The following is an 18,593-nucleotide window of genomic DNA, read 5'->3' as shown; positions in this document are numbered from 1 at the left end:
GAGGTGGCTGCATCCCACCCCCGTCGACCCCGCCACCTCCCCGAGGTGGCGCGTCCCGCTCCCGTCTACCCCGCCACCTCGGCGAAGTGGCCGCATGCGCCCAGGTGGCGGGAAGCGGGCGGTCAGGCGGGGGTTGGTTTCCCAGCGGGATCGCGGGCGGCTTGCGTGCTGGCCCTGCACGGGAGCGCCTGCCGATCCGGTGCCGCCCGGCCCGGCGTCAGCCCGGGCATCCTCCGGCGGGAACGGAGGTCACTCGTCGGCGCCGGGTGGCGCCGGGCGGGAGCGGGCGTCCACGAGCGGGTCGGGTGCGGCGGCAGCCACCGGGAACGGCGGCGGCGTCCCGCCGTAGCTCGGGCACAGCGCCTGGTGGTTGCACCAGTCGCACAGGCGGCTCGGCCGGGGACGGAAGTCCTGCCGGTCGGTGGCCTGCTCGATCGCCCGCCACAGCGCCACCACGGTGCGCTCGAAGCGCACCAGCTCGTCGGCGTCCGGCGCGTAGTCGCAGACCTCGGCGTCCTTGAGGTAGAGCAGGCGCAGCACCCGCGGCACCACGCCCCGGGTGCGCCACAGCACCAGGGCGTAGAACTTGAGCTGGAACAGCGCCCGCGCCTCGAACGCCTCGCGCGGAGCCCCGCCGGTCTTGTAGTCGACCACCCGCAGGGCGCCGTCCGGCGCGACGTCGAGCCGGTCGAGGTAGCCACGGATGAGCAGTTCGTCGTCCACCACCGCGGAGATCAGCGCCTCGCGCTCGGCCGGCTCCAGCCGGCGCGGGTCCTCCACCGCGAAGTAGCCGTCGAGCAGCGCCGTCGCCGACCGGAGGAACTCCTGCGGCCCGACGGCGTCGCCGTCGGCGAACAGCGTGGCCAGCTCCGGCTCTTCGGTGAGCAGCCGGTCCCACTGCGGGGCGACCAGGTCACCGGCCGACTCCGGGGTGCGCGCGGCGGCCGGCAGGTCGAACAGCCGCTCCAGCACGGCGTGCACGAGCGTGCCCCGGGCCTGCTCGACGGTCGGCCGCTCGGGCAGCCGGTCGATGCTGCGGAACCGGTAGAGCAGCGGGCAGGTCTTGAAGTCGGCCGCCCGCGACGGCGACAACGAGGCCCGCACCGTGACCGGCGCCGCTGCCGCCGTCTGGTCGCCGGGACTGTCGATCATCGGTTCCGCCGTCATGCCCGGAAGGTTAGGGCACGCGTGTGACAGGGCCCCCGTCGCCGCACCGAAGCATGATCGGAACCGCGCGACCGCGGCGGCTCGCTCCCCGCGCTCACGTAGCATCGGGCCGGTGCAGCAGCGGAGCCGAGGACCCCGCCGGCCGGGCCTCAGCCTCGGACGGGTGCTCGGGGTGCCGCTGCGCGTCGACGCCTCGATGCTGCTGCTCACGGTCGTGGTCACCGTGCTGTACGCGGCGCTGGCCCGCCGTCAGCTCGACCTCGGCCCGCTCGGCGGCTACCTGGTCGGCCTCGGGTTCGTGATCTCGCTGCTCGGCTCCGTGCTGCTGCACGAACTGGGCCACGCGCTGACCGCCCGCCGGTACGGCATCGGTGTGCGGGGGATCACGCTGGAACTGCTCGGCGGGTACACCGAGATGGACCGCGACGCCCCCAGCCCCCGGGTCGAGCTGCTGATCTCCCTGGCCGGCCCGGCCGTCTCCGCGGTGCTCGGCGCCGGCGCGGTCGCCGCCACCCTCGCCCTGCCCGCCGGCACGCTCGGCCACCAGCTCGCCTTCCAGCTCGCGGTCAGCAACGTCGTGGTGGCGATCTTCAACAGCCTGCCCGGGCTGCCGCTGGACGGCGGCCGGGCACTGCGCGCCGCCGTGTGGGCGCTCACCCGCGACCGCCACCGCGGCACCGAGGTGGCCGGCTGGGTGGGTCGGGCCGTCGCGCTGGGCACGCTGGCGCTGGTCGTGGTGCTCACCATGCGCCGGGCGCTGGCCCCGCTGGCCCTGCCGCTGCTGCTGCTCGTCGCGCTGACGCTGTGGCGCGGCGCCGGCCAGTCGATCCGGCTGGCCCGCATCGGCCGCCGGCTGCACCTGGTCGACCTCGCCCGGCTGGCCCGCCCGGTGCTGCCGGTGCCCGCCGGTACCCCACTGGCCGAGGCGCAGCGCCGCCGCGACGAGGCGGGCACCCCCGACGCGGCGCTCGGCGTGGCCGACTCGGCCGGCCGTACCGTCGCCCTGGTCGACCCGGCGCGCGCCGCCCGCGTACCCCCGGAACGGAGGCCGTGGGTCGCGGTGGACGAGGTGGCCCGCGACCTGGCCGCCGTGCCGGCCCTGCCGCTCGGGGCCGACGGCGAGCGGGTGCTGGAGACGGTGCGCACCCACCCGGGCGCGCAGTACGTCGTGACGGCAGGCGAAGATGTGGTCGGCGTGCTGCACATCGCGGATCTCGCCCAGCTCCTGGAACCCGAACGGAAGACGAACACGTGACCGCAGAGATCTCCACCGTCCCGGCGTTGCCCCCGGTCCATCGCGGGCCGTTCCGGCCGGGCGACCGGGTCCAGCTGACCGACCCGAAGGGCCGGATGCACACCGTGACGCTGGAGCCCGGCAAGGAGTTCCACACCCACCGCGGGATCCTCAAGCACGACACCCTGATCGGCCTGCCCGACGGCAGCGTGGTCACCACCGCCGGCGGCGGCACGGCGTTCCTGGCGCTGCGGCCGCTGCTGTCGGACTACGTGCTGTCCATGCCGCGCGGCGCCCAGGTGATCTACCCGAAGGACTCGGCACAGATCGTCGCGATGGGCGACATCTTCCCCGGCGCCAAGGTGCTGGAGGCCGGCGCCGGATCCGGCGCGCTGTCCTGCTCGCTGCTGCGGGCCGTCGGCACCGAGGGCGAGCTGCACTCGTTCGAGGTACGCGACGACTTCGCCCAGATCGCCCGCCGCAACGTCGAGGCGTTCTTCAACGGCCCGCACCCGGCCTGGAACCTGCACGTCGGCGACGTCGCCGACTGCGCCGAGACCGGATTCGACCGGATCATCCTGGACATGCTCACCCCGTGGGAGATGCTCGACATGGTCGAGCGGGCGCTCGTGCCCGGCGGCGTGCTGATCGGCTACGTGGCCACCACCCCGCAGCTGTCCGAGCTGGTCGAGGCGCTGCGCGAGCGCGGCGGCTGGACCGAGCCGCGCGCCTGGGAGTCACTCGTGCGCGACTGGCACGCCGAGGGGCTCGCGGTCCGCCCGGACCACCGGATGATCGCCCATACCGCGTTCCTGGTGTCCGCCCGCAAGCTCGCCCCCGGGGTCACCGCGCCGCCTCGCCGCCGCAAGCCCAGCAAGGGCGCCGAGGCGTACGCGCAGCGCCGCGACGCCCTGCGCGCCGCCGCCGCGGCCCGCGCGGCGGAGGAGCCGCAGGAGTCCTGACCCCCGCCGCGCGGGCGCGCGCGCACGGGCGGATCATGTGTGCCGGTGGGGACGACACCTGAGCGGGTGGAGACGGTGGCATGAGCGAGCGGATCGGGGCGCGCGTCGGGCGGCGTGCCCGTGCCGGTGACCGGGACCGGTGGCAGTACGGCGGCGCGGCCGGGCGGGAGGCGGCGTGAGTAACCCCGGCTACGGCAACGGCGACCTGCCGGCCGTCTTCCCGGACTGGTCGCCCTACACGGATCTGGAGTCGGCCGCGCGGGCGTACCTGCGCGACCCGGACATCGCGCTGGAGGCGCTCGACGGCGTGCTGCGCGGCGCCTCCGTGCTCGGCTTCACGCTGGAACGCTTCGTCAACGAGGTGAACGGGGTGTGGCAGGAGGTCGTCGTCTGCGACGGCAGCCGGCTGGTGCTCTGGCACGGCGAGGACGTGCCGCCGGGGGAGGGGCCGCCCGGCGCGATGACCTCGTCGCTGCGGGTGGTGCCGTTGTCCACCGTCACCGAGGTCGGCTGCCGGCGGCGGCTCATGCGCGCCGACAACGGCACCGTACGGGTCGACAGCATCGACGTTTACCTGCTGCTCAGCTCGCTGGACGAGGCGCCGCCCAGCGACGAGGCGATCGGCGCGCCCCGGCACGACGCGCTGCGCTTCGGCAAGACCCTCGACGACGGCGGGGCCGGGCAGATCGCCCGGCTGGAGGAGTTCGCCCGGCTGGTCGCCTCGGTGGTCGGCCGGCCCCTGCTCTGAGGCGGACGCACGACGGGCCGGGGACGTGTCGTCCCCGGCCCGTCGTCTCCGTCCACGGTCAGTCGTCGGCCTCCGGGCCGGCCACCTCCACGCCGTCACTGCCGCGCACCACGTGGATGCACTCGCCCGGGCACTCCTTCGCCGAGTCGATCACCTCGAGGCGCAGGTGCTCCGGCACGTCCACCCGGGCGCCCGGGGCCTGCCGCAGCTCGCCGTCCGGGCCCTTGACGTACGCCAGGCCGTCGACGTCGAACTCGAAGACCTCCGGCGCGTACTGCACGCAGAGCCCGTCACCGGTGCAGAGGTCCTGATCCACCCAGACCTGCAACTGGTCGGTCGCGACGTCGGTCACGAAGCACCCCCCATGTTCTCCCGTCCCACACTCCGACGGTACCCGAACGCCCGTACCCGCCCCGCGACCAGCCCTTCGCGATCAAGCTTCGGTGACGAGCGCGTTGCTGTGGACCGAATCGGGCTCATAGCGGCTAGTGTTAGGTCAGAACGTTCAAGCCCCCCGGGGAGGTGGGACGTGGCACGCAGCGACGACGCGGACTCGCGCGCCGCACGGTGGGAAAAGGAAGCCCACGATCTCTCCACGCAGGTCGCGTTCCTGCAAGAGGAACTCGCTCTGGTGCGGCGCAAGTTGACCGAAAGCCCCCGACACGTCCGGCAGCTCGAAGAGCGGCTGGCGGCCACCCAGGCACAGTTGGCGCGGCTGACCGAGAACAACGAACGGCTCGTGAGCACCCTCAAGGAGGCTCGCGCGCAGATCGTGACGCTCAAGGAGGAGATCGACCGTCTCGCCCAGCCGCCGAGTGGCTACGGCGTGTTCCTGGCCAAGCACGACGACGGCACGGTGGACGTGTTCACCGGCGGGCGCAAGCTCCGGGTGGCCGTCTCGCCGTCGCTCGAGGTCGACGAGCTGCGCCGTGGCCAGGAGGTCCTGCTCAACGACGCGCTCAACATCGTCGACGCGTTCGGCTACGAGCGGGTCGGCGAGGTGGTGATGCTCAAGGAGATCCTGGCGGGCCCCGAGGGCGCTCCGGGTGACCGGGCGCTCGTGGTCTCGCACTCCGACGAGGAGCGCATCGTGCACCTCGCCGAGACCCTGATCGGCAGTGCGATCCGGGCCGGCGACTCGCTCATGATCGAGCCTCGCTCGGCGTACGCGTACGAGCGGATCCCGAAGAGCGAGGTCGAGGAACTGGTCCTGGAGGAGGTGCCCGACGTCAACTACGAGGACATCGGCGGTCTCCAGGCGCAGATCGAGCAGATCCGCGACGCGGTGGAACTGCCCTTCCTGCACTCCGACCTGTTCCGTGAGCACCAGCTCCGGCCGCCGAAGGGCATCCTGCTCTACGGCCCGCCCGGCTGCGGCAAGACGCTCATCGCCAAGGCGGTGGCGAACTCGCTGGCCAAGAAGATCGCCGAGCGTGAGGGCAAGGAGCGGCACACCAGCTTCTTCCTCAACATCAAGGGCCCCGAGCTGCTCAACAAGTACGTCGGCGAGACCGAGCGGCACATCCGGCTGATCTTCCAGCGGGCGCGGGAGAAGGCCGGCGAGGGCACTCCGGTGATCGTGTTCTTCGACGAGATGGACTCCGTGTTCCGCACCCGCGGCTCCGGCGTCTCCTCCGACGTGGAGAACACCATCGTCCCGCAGCTGCTCAGCGAGATCGACGGCGTCGAGGGCCTGGAGAACGTCATCGTCATCGGCGCCTCCAACCGGGAAGACATGATCGACCCGGCGATCCTGCGCCCCGGCCGGCTCGACGTGAAGATCAAGATCGAGCGGCCGGACGCCGAGGCGGCGAAGGACATCTTCTCCAAGTACATCCTCGCCGGCCTGCCGCTGCACGCCGACGACCTGGCCGAACACGGCGGCGACGCCCAGGCCACCGTCGCGGCGATGATCGACGCGGTGGTCCTGCGGATGTACTCCGAGACCGAGGAGAACCGCTTCCTCGAGGTCACCTACGCCAACGGCGACAAGGAAGTCCTCTACTTCAAGGACTTCAACTCCGGCGCGATGATCCAGAACATCGTCGACCGGGGCAAGAAGATGGCCATCAAGGAGTTCCTCACCTCCGGACGCAAGGGTCTGCGGCTGCAGCACCTGCTCGACGCATGCGTCGACGAGTTCCGCGAGAACGAGGACCTGCCCAACACCACAAACCCCGACGACTGGGCGCGCATCTCCGGCAAGAAGGGCGAGCGGATCGTCTACATCCGCACGCTCGTCTCCGGCGGCAAGGGCGCCGAGGCCGGACGGTCCATCGAGACCGCCAGCAACACCGGCCAGTACCTGTAGTCCGACCCCCTCGACGAAGGCCCGTGGCGTACGCGCCACGGGCCTTCGCGCGCATCCGGGCAAGCCGCCACACCGGACCCGGCGCTGCCGCCACGCCCCCTGCACGCGTGACGGCGACTACGCTCGACGTGACGGGGACCGGGACGGCGAGCGGAGCGGGCAGGTCGATGAGCGTTAGACGGATCATGGGCACCGAGGTCGAGTACGGCATCTCCGTGCCCGGTCAGGCCGGAGCCAACCCGATGGTCACCTCCTCCCAGGTGGTGAACGCCTACGGGGCGCGGCCGGAACTCAACCGGGGCGGCCGGGCCCGCTGGGACTACGAGGAGGAGTCGCCACTGCGCGACGCCCGCGGGTTCACCTACTCCGGCGCCGCGTACGACCCGGCCGAGGCGCTCGCCGACGAGGACCTCGGACTCGCAAACGTCATACTCACCAACGGCGCCCGTCTCTACGTCGACCACGCGCACCCGGAGTACTCCACGCCCGAGGTGACGAACCCCCTCGACGTGGTGCGGTGGGACAAGGCGGGGGAGCGGGTGATGGCCGAGGCGGCCCGCCGCGCCGCGACCATCCCGGGCACCCACCCGATCCACCTGTACAAGAACAACACCGACAACAAGGGCGCCAGCTACGGCGCGCACGAGAACTATCTGATGCGCCGGCAGACGCCGTTCGCCGACATCGTGGCGTACCTGACGCCGTTCTTCGTCACCCGGCAGATCGTCTGCGGCGCCGGGCGGGTCGGCATCGGCCAGGACGGCGGCCAGGCCGGTTTCCAGATCTCCCAGCGGGCCGACTTCTTCGAGGTCGAGGTGGGGTTGGAGACGACGCTCAAGCGGCCCATCATCAACACCCGGGACGAGCCGCACGCCGACGCCGACAAGTACCGCCGGCTGCACGTCATCATCGGCGACGCCAACCTCTCCGAGATCTCCACGTTCCTCAAGGTCGGCACCACCTCGCTGATCCTCGCCATGATCGAGGAGAAGGCGCTCGGCGCGGACCTGGGCATCGCCGACCCGGTGGCCGAGCTGCGCGCGGTCAGCCACGATCCGTCGCTCAAGCACCTGATGCGGATGCGCGACGGCCGCAAGCTGACCGCGCTGGACGTGCAGTGGGCGTACCTGGAGCGGGTGACCTCCTTCGTGGACGACCGCTACGGCAAGGACGTGGACGCGCAGACCGCCGACGTGTTGCGCCGCTGGGAGAGCGTGCTGGACCGGCTCGGCCGGGACGCCTTCGAGTGCGCCGACGAACTGGACTGGGTGGCCAAGCTGCGGCTGCTGGAGGGTTACCGGGAGCGGGAGAAGCTCGCCTGGGGCTCGCACAAGCTGCAACTGGTCGACCTGCAGTACTCCGACGTGCGGCCGGAGAAGGGCCTCTACCACCGGCTGGTGCAGCGCGGCTCGATGAAGACGCTGCTCACCGACGAGCAGACGCGTACCGCGATGACCGAGCCGCCGGAGGACACCCGGGCCTACTTCCGGGGCCGCTGCCTGGACCGGTACGCCTCCGAGGTGGTCGCCGCGAGCTGGGACTCGGTCATCTTCGACGTGGGCCGGGAGTCGCTGGTCCGGGTGCCGATGATGGAGCCCGAGCGGGGCACCCGCGCGCACGTCGGTGAGCTGTTCGACCGCTGCGAGAGCGCCAAGGATCTGCTGGAGACGCTCACCGGCGGGTGACCCCGATGCCGGAAGGCCCGCCGGGTGCCGGAAACGGGCACGCGACGGGCCTTTCGTCGCTCCCGCGAGGTAAGTTGATCGCAGGCGATCGTGGAGGAGGCACCACCATGGCGACGCAAGAGGGTGGGCAGACCCAGTCCGGCAAGTCCCGCGAGGAGGTCGACGAGGTCACCGCTGAGGCCAACCCCGAGGTGGCCGAGCGGCACGCCGAGATCACCGAGGACGTGGACGACCTGCTCGACGAGATCGACTCCGTCCTGGAGGAGAACGCAGAGGAATTTGTGAGGGGCTACGTGCAAAAAGGGGGCCAGTAGGGCATAGCCGATCAAATCGGACATGCCCAGGGCTCTCGGCGACCGGGACGGCTACCGCCGTTGCCGGGACTGTGGCGAGTGGAAGCCGCTTGAGGAGTTCTGCGCCAACAGTCGTCGCCCTGACGGTCGGGGCAGCTACTGCAAGCCGTGCCACAACGAGAAGGGCAAGGAGACGAGGCTACGCCTGTACGGCGGTAGCCGCGAGTACCACCTGCGCCGTCGCTACGGGGTCGGGGAGAAGGAGTTCCAGGAGCTCCTGGCCGAGCAGGGCGGCGTGTGCGCGATCTGCCGGCGCCCCGATCCGGAACATCTGGACCACGATCATCGCACCGGATGGGTGCGCGGGATACTCTGCTTCAACTGCAACGGTGGTCTTGGCCAGTTCAAGGACAACGCCGACGTCCTGGCCAGGGCGATCACGTACCTGAGAGGAACCACGTGGCAGCGGGTTTTGATCCATCCGGGCGTCTTCCAGATGTGTTCACCAACGCGGGGACGTCCTCCTTCACAGCGTTCCTGAGCAAGGTGGCCCCCGAGATGCTGCCCGGCCGTCGGCCGCTGCCGCCCGGCATGGCCGCCGACATGGCGCCGCACGCGACCACCATCGTGGCCATCTCGGCCGCCGGTGGTGTGGTCATGGCCGGCGACCGGCGCGCCACGATGGGCAACCTGATCGCCCAGCGCGACATCGAGAAGGTGCATCCGGCCGACGCGTACTCGCTCGTCGGCATCGCGGGCACGGCCGGCATCGGCATCGAGCTGATGCGACTGTTCCAGGTGGAGCTGGAGCACTACGAGAAGATCGAGGGCGCGATGCTCTCGCTCGACGGCAAGGCCAACCGGCTGGCGTCGATGATCCGGGGCAACCTGGGCGCGGCCATGCAGGGCCTCGCCGTGATCCCGTTGTTCGCCGGCTTCGACCTGGCCGCGAGCGACCCGGCGCGGGCCGGGCGGATCTTCAGCTTCGACGTGACCGGCGGCCCGTACGAGGAGACCGGTTACGACGCGATCGGCTCCGGATCGCTGTTCGCCAAGTCCGCGCTCAAGAAGCGGTTCCGGGCCGGTCTGTCGGTCGAGGACGCGACGCGGCTGGCGGTCGAGGCGCTCTACGACGCGGCGGACGACGACACCGCCACCGGCGGCCCTGACCTGACCCGGCGGATCTACCCGGTCGTGATGACCGCTACCGCCGAGGGCACCCACCGGCTCACCGACGCCGAGACGGCGGCGATCGCGGAGAGCGTGGTGTCCGGCCGGATGGAGAATCCCGGCGGCTGATGCCGCTCCGCACCGTCCACCGAGTCAGCAGTCCCGCAGAAGGAGAACCGCCGCCGTGGCCATGCAGTTCTACGCCTCGCCCGAGCAGATCATGCGCGACCGCTCCGAGCTGGCCCGCAAGGGCATCGCCCGGGGCCGCAGCGCGGTGGTCCTGAGCTACGCGGGCGGGGTGCTCTTCGTCGCCGAGAACCTGTCCAGCACGCTGCACAAGGTCAGCGAGATCTACGACCGGATCGGCTTCGCCGCTGTCGGCCGGTACAACGAGTTCGAGAACCTGCGTCGCGCGGGCGTGCGGATGGCCGACCTCAACGGGCTCAGCTACGACCGCCGGGACGTGACCGGCCTGGCGCTGGCGAACGCGTACGCGCAGACGCTGGGCGCGATCTTCACCGAGCAGTCGAAGCCGTTCGAGGTGGAGATCTGCGTGGCCGAGGTGGGCGCCACCGCCGAGGACGACTCCCTCTACCGGGTGACCTACGACGGCTCGGTGAACGACGAGCCGGGCCGGATGGCGATGGGTGGCCAGGCCGAGGCGATCAGCGGGGTGCTGAAGAACGAGCACCGGCCGGAGATGTCGCTGTCGGAGGCGGTCCGCGCCGCGATGAAGGCGCTGAGCAGCGTCGGCGGCGAGGGCGGTGCGGCCCGCACGATCGCCGCGAACCAGCTGGAGGTGGCGGTCCTGGACCGGCGCCGGGTCGGGCGTACGTTCCGGCGGGTGACCGGCGCCGCGCTGACCGCGCTGCTGGAGGGCGACGCCGAGGCCGACACCGCGCCGGCACCGGGCCGGGCGAAGACGCCGGCCGTGCCGACGGAGGAGGCGAAGAAGCCGACCACGTCGGCGGGTTCGGCCGATCTGGAGGGCAACGCGCAGGACAAGCCCGGCGAGTGAGATCCGCGCTCGCGGACCCCGCCACCTCGCCGAGGTGGCGGGGTCTTTCGTGTACGGAGCCCGCCACCTCCACGATCCGGTGGGGGAGATCGCAAGCGGCGAGCGTCGGCGCTGCCCATCGGAGGCTCCGGGCGGCTAGTGTCTCATCATGGAGCGGCGAATCTTCGGCCTCGAAACCGAGTACGGCGTCACCTGCACCTATCGCGGGCAACGCCGACTGTCCCCCGACGAGGTCGCGCGGTACCTGTTCCGGCGGGTGGTGTCGTGGGGCCGGTCGAGCAACGTGTTCCTCCGCAACGGCGCCCGCCTCTATCTGGACGTGGGCTCGCACCCGGAGTACGCGACTCCGGAGTGCGACTCGGTGACCGACCTGGTGGCCCACGACCGGGCCGGTGAGCGGATCCTGGAAGGGCTGCTCGTCGACGCGGAGAAGCGGCTGCACGACGAGGGCATCGCGGGCGAGATCTACCTGTTCAAGAACAACACCGACTCGGCCGGCAACTCGTACGGCTGCCACGAGAACTACCTGGTGTCCCGGCACGGCGAGTTCGGCCGGCTGGCCGACGTGCTCATTCCTTTCCTGGTCACCCGGCAGTTGATCTGCGGCGCGGGCAAGGTGCTGCAGACGCCGCGCGGCGCGGTCTACTGCCTGTCCCAGCGGGCCGAGCACATCTGGGAGGGCGTCTCCTCGGCGACCACCCGCAGCCGGCCGATCATCAACACCCGGGACGAGCCGCACGCGGACGCCGAGCGCTACCGCCGGCTGCACGTGATCGTCGGTGACTCGAACATGAACGAGGTCACCACGCTGCTGAAGGTCGGCACCGCCGACATCGTGCTGCGAATGATCGAGGCCGGCGTGGTGATGCGCGACCTGACGCTGGAGAACCCGATCCGGGCCATCCGCGAGGTGTCGCACGACATCACCGGCCGCCGCAAGGTGCGGCTCGCCTCCGGCAAGGAGGTCTCGGCGCTGGAGATCCAGCAGGAATACCTGGCCAAGGCGACGGAGTTCGTGGAGCGCCGGGGTGGCGACCAGACCGCGAAGCGGGTGGTCGACCTGTGGGGGCGGGTGCTGCGCGCGGTCGAGACCGGCGACCTGGACCCGGTGGCCCGGGAGATCGACTGGGTCACCAAGCTGAAGCTGATCGAGCGCTACCAGCGCAAGCACGACCTGCCGCTGTCGCACCCGCGGGTGGCGCAGATGGACCTGGCCTACCACGACCTGCGGCGCGGGCGTGGCCTGTACGGGCTGCTGGAGCGCCGCCGCGAGGTGGACCGGGTGGCGACCGACCCGGAGATCTTCGAGGCGAAGGAGACGCCACCGCAGACGACCCGGGCACGGCTGCGCGGCGAGTTCATCCGGCACGCGCAGGAGAAGCGGCGCGACTTCACCGTGGACTGGGTGCACCTGAAGCTGAACGACCAGGCGCAGCGCACGGTGCTGTGCAAGGACCCGTTCCGGGCCTACGACGAGCGGGTGGAACGGCTGATCGCCAGCATGTGATCGTGCGGGCGGCCGGTGCCCGGCACCGGCCGCTCGTCCACGGGTACGCTGGCGTCGCGATGAACACTTCCGAATCCGCCGGTGGGCCCGGCCGCGAGACGTCCTCGGGCCGTGACGGCACCGAGAAGCTCAACTGGATCGACCGCCGCCGGGAGAAGATCCGCGCCGAGATCGAACGCAACAGGCGCGGCGACTACACGGTGCCGACGTGGGTACTGGCGGTGGCGCTGGCGCTGATCGTGGGCGCCTGGCTCGGGCTGATCATCTTCCTCGGCTGAGCGCCGCGCCGGTCGGCCCGGTCCCGCGACGCCGGCCGCGCCTGTCCCGCGACGTCGGCCACCGCGACGCCGGCCACCGCGGTCCGGCGGCGGGCCGCGCCGGTCAGGTCAGCAGGCCCGCCGCGTACCGGCCGGCGGCGGCCGCGGCCAGGAAGTAGGCGTGGTCGGCGTCCAGGCCCCGGCCCATCGTGGACAGGCCGACCGGGCTGTTCCGCAGCGCCGCGTCCAGGCCGTCTGTGGGCACGGTGACGAGTCGGTGCCGGTCGGCCAGCGGCCTCAGCGCCGCGGTGACCTCCGCGGCCAGGCCGGGGTCGAGACCGTCCGGCACGACCAGCTCCGCGGGGGCCAGCGCGACCCGGCCGTACGCGGTCAGGCTGTGGTGGGAGACGCCACGGTGCCGGGGCCGGGCGTCGGCGTCGGAGATGCGCAGCGAGCCGACCGGGCGTCCGCCCAGCGTGGCGATCGCGTTCACCGCCTCGCCGACGGCGACGCCGGAGAAGCCCCACCGGGTGCCGGTGCCGAGGTTGCCCGGCCCCTGGGCGACGATCGTCAGGTCCGCGTCGAGCACGTGCCGGGCGGCGAGCAGGCCGCTGTGCAGCGTGCTCGCCTCCAGGTCGCCGCCGAACGCCTGGCCCACGCTCACCGTGCCCACGAGGTGCCCGGCCAGCCCGGCCAGGGTGCGGGAGAACCAGGCCGGCAGCGCCCCGCCGTCGGTCAGCACGTACGCGACCCGGGCGTCGGGCGCGTCGGCGCGTACCCCGGCCAGGACCGCCGGCAGCGCGGAGTGCAGGTCGGCGATGACCACCGGCATGCCGTCGACGGTGTCGGCGGCGGCGAGCCGGTCGTGGTGCGGTGACGCTTCCTCGTCCACGCCGAGCAGGATCGGTTGCAGTGGCGTGTAGCGGGCCTTGACCAGATGCCCGGCGTCGCGGCTGTCGCCGGCCTGCGGCGGGTCCGGGGGCAGCCGGTCGGGCAGCGCGACGACCAGCGCGTAGCCGCCGGTGCCCAGGCCCATCAGCAGCGCGCCGGCGTTGAGCAGCACCCGGTCACCGGGTTCCGGCTCGCCGACCAGGGCCGGGTAGGCCAGGGCGCGCATCCTGGTGCCGTCGGGCAGGTCGACGTCGAGTTCGACGGCGCCGGTCCACCGTCGCCGTACCGTCGTGACCGTGCCGGACCGCCATCGCACCATGCGGTGCACGGTATCGGCCGCCACCGGGACGGGCGCCGGGCGGGTCAGGCGTCCGGGTCGTCGACCGGGCGGCCCGCCTCGTCCTGGGTGGTGCGGGCGGGCCGGCCGGCGGAGCGGGACCGGGTGGGGTCGAGGAAGACGTACGCGATCTCCGGGAAGTGCCCGAGGAGCCGGCGTTCGGCCTCGTCGGCGGCGGCCTCGATGTCGGCGCCGGTGGCGTCGTCGCGGAAGTCGACCTTGGCGGCGACGAGGATGTCGTCCGGGCCGAGGAACATGGTCATCAGCGTGTCGACCCGGTCCACCGTCGGCACGTCCGCCAGCTCCCGTTCGATGCGCCGGTGCAGCCGGTCCGACACCGAGCGGCCCACAAGCAGCGAGATGTTGCTGCGGGCCAGGACGGCGGCGACCACCAGCAGCAGCACGCCGATGAGGATCGAGGCGATGCCGTCGTACAGTTCGTCGCCGGTCAGGTGCGACAGGGTGAGCCCGCCGGCGGCGATCAGCAGGCCGATCAGCGCGGCGCTGTCCTCCAGGAAGACGGCCTTGACGGTGGTGTCGGCGGTCAGGCGCAGGTAGCGGCGCGGGGTGGTGCCCCAGCGGCGGGACTCGCCGCGCACCTGCCGGACCGCCCGGGCCAGCGACACCGACTCGATCGCGAAGGAGACCGCCAGCACCACGTACGCGACGAGGTATTCGCCGCTGTGCTCGTGCACCAGGATGGTGGTGACGCCGTGCGTGATGGCGAAGCCCGCCCCGGCGACGAAGGTGAACAGCGCGGCGAGGAACGCCCAGATGTAGCTCTCCTTGCCGTACCCGAAGGGGTGCCGGGTGTCGGCAGGCCGCGCGCCGCGGCGCAGCGCCAGGTAGAGCAGCACCTCGGTGGTGGTGTCGGCGAGCGAGTGGGCGGCCTCGGAGAGCATCGCCGCGGAGCCCGAGATCAGGCCCGCGACCAGCTTCGCGACGGCGATGGCGAGGTTCGCCGCGCCGGCCACCACGACGGTGCCCACGCTCTCGGTCTTGACCTCCGGTTCCGCCATGCGATCACCCTATGACCGGTCGATGCCCGCCGCCGTGTGGGAAGACCCCCGCGCCGCGCCGCGCGGGTGCCCGCGCGCCACGCGCGGGCTGCTAGCGTTTGGGCGTGTCCCGGACCCGTACCGAACGCCTGGTCAACCTGGTGATCTGCCTGCTGTCGACGCGACGCTTCCTGACCGCCGCGCAGATCGCCGCGACCGTGCCCGGCTACGAGCACGACCCGGACGACGCCAAGGACCACGAGGCGTTCCAGCGCAAGTTCGAGCGTGACAAGGCCGAGCTGCGTGAGCTGGGCGTGCCGCTGGAGACCGGCACGGCGAGCGTCTTCGACGCCGAGCCGGGTTACCGGATCGCGCCGCGCGCGTACGCGTTGCCCGACATCCCGCTCGAACCGGACGAGGCCGCCGCGGTGGGCATCGCCGCGCGGCTGTGGCAGCACGCCGGCCTGGCCGCTGCCGCGTCGTCCGGGCTGGCGAAGCTGCGCGCCGCCGGCATCGACGTCGACCCGCAGGCCACCCTGGGCCTGGAGCCGATGGTGACTGTCGACCCGGCGTTCGCGCCGCTCACCGCCGCCGCGCGGGATCGCCGCGAGGTGAGCTTCGACTACCGCGTGCCGGACCGGGACGCGCCCACCCGCCGCCGGGTGCAGCCGTGGGGCGTGGTGTGCTGGCGCGGCCGGTGGTACGTCGTCGGCCACGACCTGGACCGCGCGGCGACCCGCTGTTTCCGGCTGTCCCGGGTGGTCGGCACGGTCCGGGCGACAGGTGAGCCGGGCGCCTACGAGCCGCCCGCCGGTGTCGACCTGATCAGCCACGTGGCCCGCTGGTCCGGGCCGGTGGAGCGCACCGGTCGGGCCACCGTGCTGGCCACGCCGGGCCGGGCCGCCGGGCTGCGCCGCTGGGCGGTGGAGTGCCAGGCCGGTCCGGACGGCGACCGGCTGGTGCTGCCGTACGCCGACGCCGACTACCTGGCCGGCCAGATCGTCGGGTACGGCCCGGACGTGCGCGTGCTGGAGCCACCGGAGGTACGGGAGGCGGTCATCCAGCGGCTCAAGGAGGTCGCCGCCCGCCACGACGAGCTGGCAGTGACCGGGGGTGCCCGGTGACCCGCCCGGCGGCCCGCGCGGGCCGTGCCTCCGCCGACCGGCTGGCCCGGCTGCTCAACCTGGTGCCCTACCTGCTGGCCCGCCCCGGCATCGAGATCGCCGAGGCGGCGCACGACCTCGGGGTGACCGAGAAGCAGCTCCGGGAGGACCTGGAACTGCTCTGGGTGTGCGGGCTGCCCGGCTACGGCCCCGGCGACCTGATCGACATGGCGTTCGACGGCGACCGGGTGACCATCACCTACGACGCGGGCATCGACCGTCCGCTGCGCCTCACCCCGGACGAGGCCCTGGCCCTGGTGGTGGCGTTGCGGATGATCGCCGAGACGCCGGGCGTGGCGAACCGGGAGGCGGTCGAGCGGGCGCTCGCCAAGATCGAGAACGCCGCCGGTGACCTGGCCGGAGCGCCGGTCGAGGTCCGTCTGCCCGGTGACAGCGCCCGGGTACGCGAGCTGCGCGCCGCCGTCGAGCGCGGTCGGGCGCTGCGGATCACCTACTACACGGCGGCGCGGGACGAGACCACCGAACGCACGATCGACCCGCTGCGGATGCTGATGGTCGGCGGCCGGGCGTACGTGGAGGCGTGGTGCCGCCGCGCCGAGGCGGTGCGGCTGTTCCGGGCCGACCGGATCGACGCGGTGACCGAACTGCCGGAGCAGGCGGTCGTGCCGCCGCAGGCCCGCCCGCACGATCTCAGCGACGGGGTGTTCCGCCCGTCGGCCGACCTGCCGCTGATCACGCTGCGGATCGGGCGGGGCGAGCGGTGGATCACCGAATACTATCCGTGCGAGCGGGTCGAGGCCGACGGCGAGCAGTGGCTGGTGTCGCTGCGCGTCACCGACCTCGGGTGGGCCCGGCGGTTCGTGCTCGGGCTCGGCCCGGAGGTGACCGTGGTGGCGCCGGCCGAGCTGGCCGAGCAGGTACGCGCCCAGGCCGTGGCCGCGCTCGACGCGTACGCCACCCCGGCCGGCAGCGCCGACCCGGCGGCCGCCGGCGTCACCCGATAGGCTGACCGCCGTGGTGAAGTGGATCGTGCTCGGGGTCGTGGTGTTCGCGCTGGTCGTACTGGCCCTGGCGATCCGTCCGGTGGTGAGCCGCCTGCCCGGGCTGCGCCGTTCCGCGCTGGCGTTGCAGCGCCGGGCGGGCGAGGCGGAGTCGCTGCGGTCGGCCGCCGAGCAGTTGCAGGCGCGGGCCGAGTCGCTCCAGGAGCGGGCGGCGCTCGCGCAGGAGCGGATCACGTTGATCAAGGCCAAGCGGGGCGACTGATCGACGGCTGTCGGCCCGGTGAGCGTCGTCTGCGCGTTCCCGGGTGGTTACGCGCAGGAATGCGCGGACCTGGACGGTTGACGGGACACTTCGGGTTGGTCGAAACTTCACCGATCGGGCCCGCACCGGCAGGCCCGCGGGGGTGGCAAGCCGCTGCGACACACGTACGATGGGCGACGACCCACCCCTCACCGACACAGAGCGACTGGAGCTTCCCATGGGTGCCCTCAAGCCGTGGCACATCGCCGTACTCGTGGTCGTGCTGATCCTGCTGTTCGGCGCGAAGCGGCTCCCCGACGCGGCCCGCTCGCTGGGCCGCTCGCTGCGGATCATCAAGGCTGAGACCAAGAGCCTGCACGACGACGACCGCGATCTCGCCGAGAAGGCCGACGCGCAGGCCGGCTACCAGCCGCTTCAGCCGCAGCAGCCCGTGCAGGGGCAGCCGTACGCCCAGCAGCAGTACACGCAGCAGCCGTACGCGCCGCAGCCGCAGCAGCCCGTGGCCCCGCCGGCCGACCCGGTGCAGCGCGTCCGCGAGAACTGATCCGAGAGGGCCTCAAACACCGTGGCCTTCGGGTTGAAGAAGCGCGGCCCGAGCAACTTCGCGCGGGCCGCCGACGGCTCGATGACGCTCATCGAGCACATCCGTGAGCTGCGTAACCGGCTGTTCCGGGCGTCGCTGGCGATCCTGGTCGGCTTCGGCTTCGGCATCTGGCTGGCCGAGCCGGTCCGGGTGTTGCTGTCGAAGCCCTACTGCGACCTGCCGCAGTCGTTCGACCCGGCGACCGGCAAGTGCAAGTTCGTGCAGCTCGGCGTCGCCGACGTCTTCCTGCTGAACCTCAAGATCGGCCTCTGGGTGGGCCTGATCATCGCCGCGCCGATCTGGCTCTACCAGCTCTGGGCGTTCATCGCGCCCGGCCTGCACCGGCACGAGCGGCGGTACGCGTACGTCTTCACCGCCCTGGCGGCCCCGCTGTTCGCGGCCGGCGCGGTGCTGGCGTTCTTCGTCACCACCAAGGGGCTCGAGTTCCTGCTCGACGTCTCCGGCGACGACATCGCGACCAACCTCGAGGTGACCCGCTACATATCGTTCGTCACGAACCTGATCCTGCTGTTCGGGGTGGCGTTCGAGTTCCCGCTGATCGTGCTGATGCTCAACTTCGTCGGCCTGGCCAGCGCGAAGCGGCTGCTGAGCTGGTGGCGGGTGGCGGTGTTCGTGTTCTTCGCGTTCGCCGCGGTGGTCACGCCGACACCCGACCCGTTCGGCATGACCGCGCTGGCGATATGCCTCTGCGCGCTCTACTTCGCCGCGGTGGGGGTGGCGTTCCTCAATGACAGGCGGCGCGGTCGCGGGCGTGAGGCCTACGCCGGCATCGCCGACGACGAGGTGTCACCGCTGGACCTGTCGGACGAGCCGGTGCCCACCGGTGGCCGGATCGAGGCGTCCGAGCCGATCGGCGCACCCGAGCCGATCGTCGCCCCCAAGCCGATCGAGCGCCGCTACGACGACATGACCTGACCGGCCTCGCTCACCGCCGGACGCCGTCCCCACCTCACGGGGACGGCGTCCGCGTTCCCACGGCAGCCCCTCCGAGCCTTCCCGGCACGCCCCACCCCATCCCACGTCG

20 protein-coding genes are annotated in these 18,593 nt (G+C 72.3%); 16 read left to right on the top strand and 4 right to left on the bottom strand.

Going from position 1 to position 18,593, the window contains the following annotated elements:
- Window positions 1-249: 249 nt before the first annotated feature.
- Entirely contained in the window at window positions 250-1,167 is a 918-nt protein-coding gene (locus tag IRY44_RS18730) for a RecB family exonuclease (protein WP_370584968.1), read from the bottom strand.
- Between the two features lie 196 nt (window positions 1,168-1,363).
- Here IRY44_RS18730 and IRY44_RS18725 point away from each other — a divergent pair, with 196 nt between their 5' ends.
- From IRY44_RS18725 to IRY44_RS18715, 3 genes are all read left to right on the top strand, one after another.
- The gene (locus IRY44_RS18725; protein WP_228532420.1) at window positions 1,364-2,422 is read left to right on the top strand and encodes a M50 family metallopeptidase; all 1,059 of its coding nucleotides are present in this window, start codon (window positions 1,364-1,366) and stop codon (window positions 2,420-2,422) included.
- Window positions 2,419-3,363: a tRNA (adenine-N1)-methyltransferase gene (locus IRY44_RS18720; RefSeq protein WP_194801588.1), complete on the top strand. Its 945-nt coding sequence runs from the start codon at window positions 2,419-2,421 to the stop codon at window positions 3,361-3,363. The genes IRY44_RS18725 and IRY44_RS18720 overlap by 4 nt, the downstream gene beginning before the upstream one ends.
- Before the next feature lie 175 nt (window positions 3,364-3,538).
- Window positions 3,539-4,111 (top strand): hypothetical protein, encoded by a 573-nt coding sequence (locus IRY44_RS18715; protein WP_013476950.1) that lies wholly within the window; start codon window positions 3,539-3,541, stop codon window positions 4,109-4,111.
- 58 nt (window positions 4,112-4,169) lie between these two features.
- Here the strand turns inward: IRY44_RS18715 and IRY44_RS18710 are convergent, their stop codons facing one another.
- Window positions 4,170-4,463, bottom strand: a complete 294-nt coding sequence (locus IRY44_RS18710) for a ferredoxin (RefSeq protein WP_043324386.1) — start codon at window positions 4,461-4,463, stop codon at window positions 4,170-4,172.
- 177 nt (window positions 4,464-4,640) lie between these two features.
- On the opposite strand from IRY44_RS18710, the gene arc reads away from it, so the two are divergent.
- The 8 genes from arc (at window position 4,641) to IRY44_RS18670 (ending at window position 12,373) form a co-directional block, all read left to right on the top strand.
- On the top strand, window positions 4,641-6,422 hold the full coding sequence (gene arc, locus IRY44_RS18705; protein WP_018784497.1) for a proteasome ATPase: 1,782 nt from the start codon (window positions 4,641-4,643) through the stop codon (window positions 6,420-6,422).
- A gap of 167 nt (window positions 6,423-6,589) precedes the next feature.
- Entirely contained in the window at window positions 6,590-8,107 is a 1,518-nt protein-coding gene (gene dop / locus IRY44_RS18700) for a depupylase/deamidase Dop (protein ID WP_348651252.1), read from the top strand.
- A gap of 107 nt (window positions 8,108-8,214) precedes the next feature.
- Window positions 8,215-8,421 carry a ubiquitin-like protein Pup gene (locus IRY44_RS18695; RefSeq protein ID WP_030504127.1) on the top strand — a complete coding sequence of 69 codons (207 nt, stop codon included), beginning with the start codon at window positions 8,215-8,217 and terminating at the stop codon, window positions 8,419-8,421.
- 22 nt (window positions 8,422-8,443) lie between these two features.
- Window positions 8,444-8,941 carry an endonuclease VII domain-containing protein gene (locus IRY44_RS18690; RefSeq protein ID WP_194801587.1) on the top strand — a complete coding sequence of 166 codons (498 nt, stop codon included), beginning with the start codon at window positions 8,444-8,446 and terminating at the stop codon, window positions 8,939-8,941.
- The gene (gene prcB / locus IRY44_RS18685; RefSeq protein WP_181726645.1) at window positions 8,860-9,699 is read left to right on the top strand and encodes a proteasome subunit beta; all 840 of its coding nucleotides are present in this window, start codon (window positions 8,860-8,862) and stop codon (window positions 9,697-9,699) included. Before IRY44_RS18690 ends, prcB begins: the two co-directional genes overlap by 82 nt.
- A 55-nt stretch (window positions 9,700-9,754) precedes the next feature.
- Window positions 9,755-10,588 carry a proteasome subunit alpha gene (gene prcA / locus IRY44_RS18680; protein WP_194801586.1) on the top strand — a complete coding sequence of 278 codons (834 nt, stop codon included), beginning with the start codon at window positions 9,755-9,757 and terminating at the stop codon, window positions 10,586-10,588.
- Window positions 10,589-10,736: 148 nt separating this feature from the next.
- A complete protein-coding gene (pafA, locus tag IRY44_RS18675) occupies window positions 10,737-12,095 on the top strand; it encodes a Pup--protein ligase (RefSeq protein ID WP_013286109.1) in 1,359 nt (452 codons plus the stop codon).
- A 59-nt stretch (window positions 12,096-12,154) separates the two neighbouring features.
- Window positions 12,155-12,373 (top strand): hypothetical protein, encoded by a 219-nt coding sequence (locus tag IRY44_RS18670; RefSeq protein WP_194801585.1) that lies wholly within the window; start codon window positions 12,155-12,157, stop codon window positions 12,371-12,373.
- 103 nt (window positions 12,374-12,476) lie between these two features.
- On the opposite strand, the gene IRY44_RS18665 is transcribed toward IRY44_RS18670, so the two are convergent.
- The gene (locus tag IRY44_RS18665) at window positions 12,477-13,562 is read right to left on the bottom strand and encodes a DUF3866 family protein (RefSeq protein ID WP_194801584.1); all 1,086 of its coding nucleotides are present in this window, start codon (window positions 13,560-13,562) and stop codon (window positions 12,477-12,479) included.
- A 44-nt stretch (window positions 13,563-13,606) separates the two neighbouring features.
- A complete protein-coding gene (locus IRY44_RS18660) occupies window positions 13,607-14,599 on the bottom strand; it encodes a cation diffusion facilitator family transporter (RefSeq protein WP_194801583.1) in 993 nt (330 codons plus the stop codon).
- 104 nt (window positions 14,600-14,703) lie between these two features.
- Between IRY44_RS18660 and IRY44_RS18655 the strand changes: the two genes are divergently transcribed.
- From IRY44_RS18655 to tatC, 5 genes are all read left to right on the top strand, one after another.
- On the top strand, window positions 14,704-15,702 hold the full coding sequence (locus IRY44_RS18655; protein ID WP_013286115.1) for a YafY family protein: 999 nt from the start codon (window positions 14,704-14,706) through the stop codon (window positions 15,700-15,702).
- Window positions 15,699-16,706 carry a YafY family protein gene (locus tag IRY44_RS18650; RefSeq protein WP_194801582.1) on the top strand — a complete coding sequence of 336 codons (1,008 nt, stop codon included), beginning with the start codon at window positions 15,699-15,701 and terminating at the stop codon, window positions 16,704-16,706. Before IRY44_RS18655 ends, IRY44_RS18650 begins: the two co-directional genes overlap by 4 nt.
- A gap of 10 nt (window positions 16,707-16,716) precedes the next feature.
- Window positions 16,717-16,965, top strand: a complete 249-nt coding sequence (locus IRY44_RS18645) for a hypothetical protein (protein WP_194801581.1) — start codon at window positions 16,717-16,719, stop codon at window positions 16,963-16,965.
- A 217-nt stretch (window positions 16,966-17,182) separates the two neighbouring features.
- Window positions 17,183-17,509 (top strand): Sec-independent protein translocase subunit TatA, encoded by a 327-nt coding sequence (gene tatA, locus IRY44_RS18640; RefSeq protein ID WP_194801580.1) that lies wholly within the window; start codon window positions 17,183-17,185, stop codon window positions 17,507-17,509.
- A gap of 21 nt (window positions 17,510-17,530) precedes the next feature.
- Window positions 17,531-18,484, top strand: coding sequence for a twin-arginine translocase subunit TatC (gene tatC / locus IRY44_RS18635; RefSeq protein ID WP_194801579.1), 954 nt, complete (start codon window positions 17,531-17,533; stop codon window positions 18,482-18,484).
- Window positions 18,485-18,593: the final 109 nt, after the last annotated feature.

It is taken from the genome of Micromonospora sp. ANENR4 (genome assembly GCF_015354395.1).
Classification (GTDB): domain Bacteria; phylum Actinomycetota; class Actinomycetes; order Mycobacteriales; family Micromonosporaceae; genus Micromonospora; species Micromonospora aurantiaca.
This window is presented reverse-complemented; position numbering and strand designations above follow the sequence as displayed.

Bases quoted from the DNA above. Each gene is read 5' to 3' on its own strand.
- IRY44_RS18730 (WP_370584968.1), bottom strand. From the start codon at position 1,167: ATGACGGCGGAACCGATGATCGACAGTCCCGGCGACCAGACGGCGGCA.
- IRY44_RS18725 (WP_228532420.1), top strand. From the start codon at position 1,364: ATGCTGCTGCTCACGGTCGTGGTCACCGTGCTGTACGCGGCGCTGGCC.
- IRY44_RS18660 (WP_194801583.1), bottom strand. From the start codon at position 14,599: ATGGCGGAACCGGAGGTCAAGACCGAGAGCGTGGGCACCGTCGTGGTG.
- IRY44_RS18670 (WP_194801585.1), top strand. From the start codon at position 12,155: ATGAACACTTCCGAATCCGCCGGTGGGCCCGGCCGCGAGACGTCCTCG.
- IRY44_RS18665 (WP_194801584.1), bottom strand. From the start codon at position 13,562: ATGGTGCGATGGCGGTCCGGCACGGTCACGACGGTACGGCGACGGTGG.
- IRY44_RS18690 (WP_194801587.1), top strand. From the start codon at position 8,444: ATGCCCAGGGCTCTCGGCGACCGGGACGGCTACCGCCGTTGCCGGGAC.
- dop (WP_348651252.1), top strand. From the start codon at position 6,590: ATGAGCGTTAGACGGATCATGGGCACCGAGGTCGAGTACGGCATCTCC.
- tatA (WP_194801580.1), top strand. From the start codon at position 17,183: ATGGGTGCCCTCAAGCCGTGGCACATCGCCGTACTCGTGGTCGTGCTG.
- pafA (WP_013286109.1), top strand. From the start codon at position 10,737: ATGGAGCGGCGAATCTTCGGCCTCGAAACCGAGTACGGCGTCACCTGC.
- IRY44_RS18695 (WP_030504127.1), top strand. From the start codon at position 8,215: ATGGCGACGCAAGAGGGTGGGCAGACCCAGTCCGGCAAGTCCCGCGAG.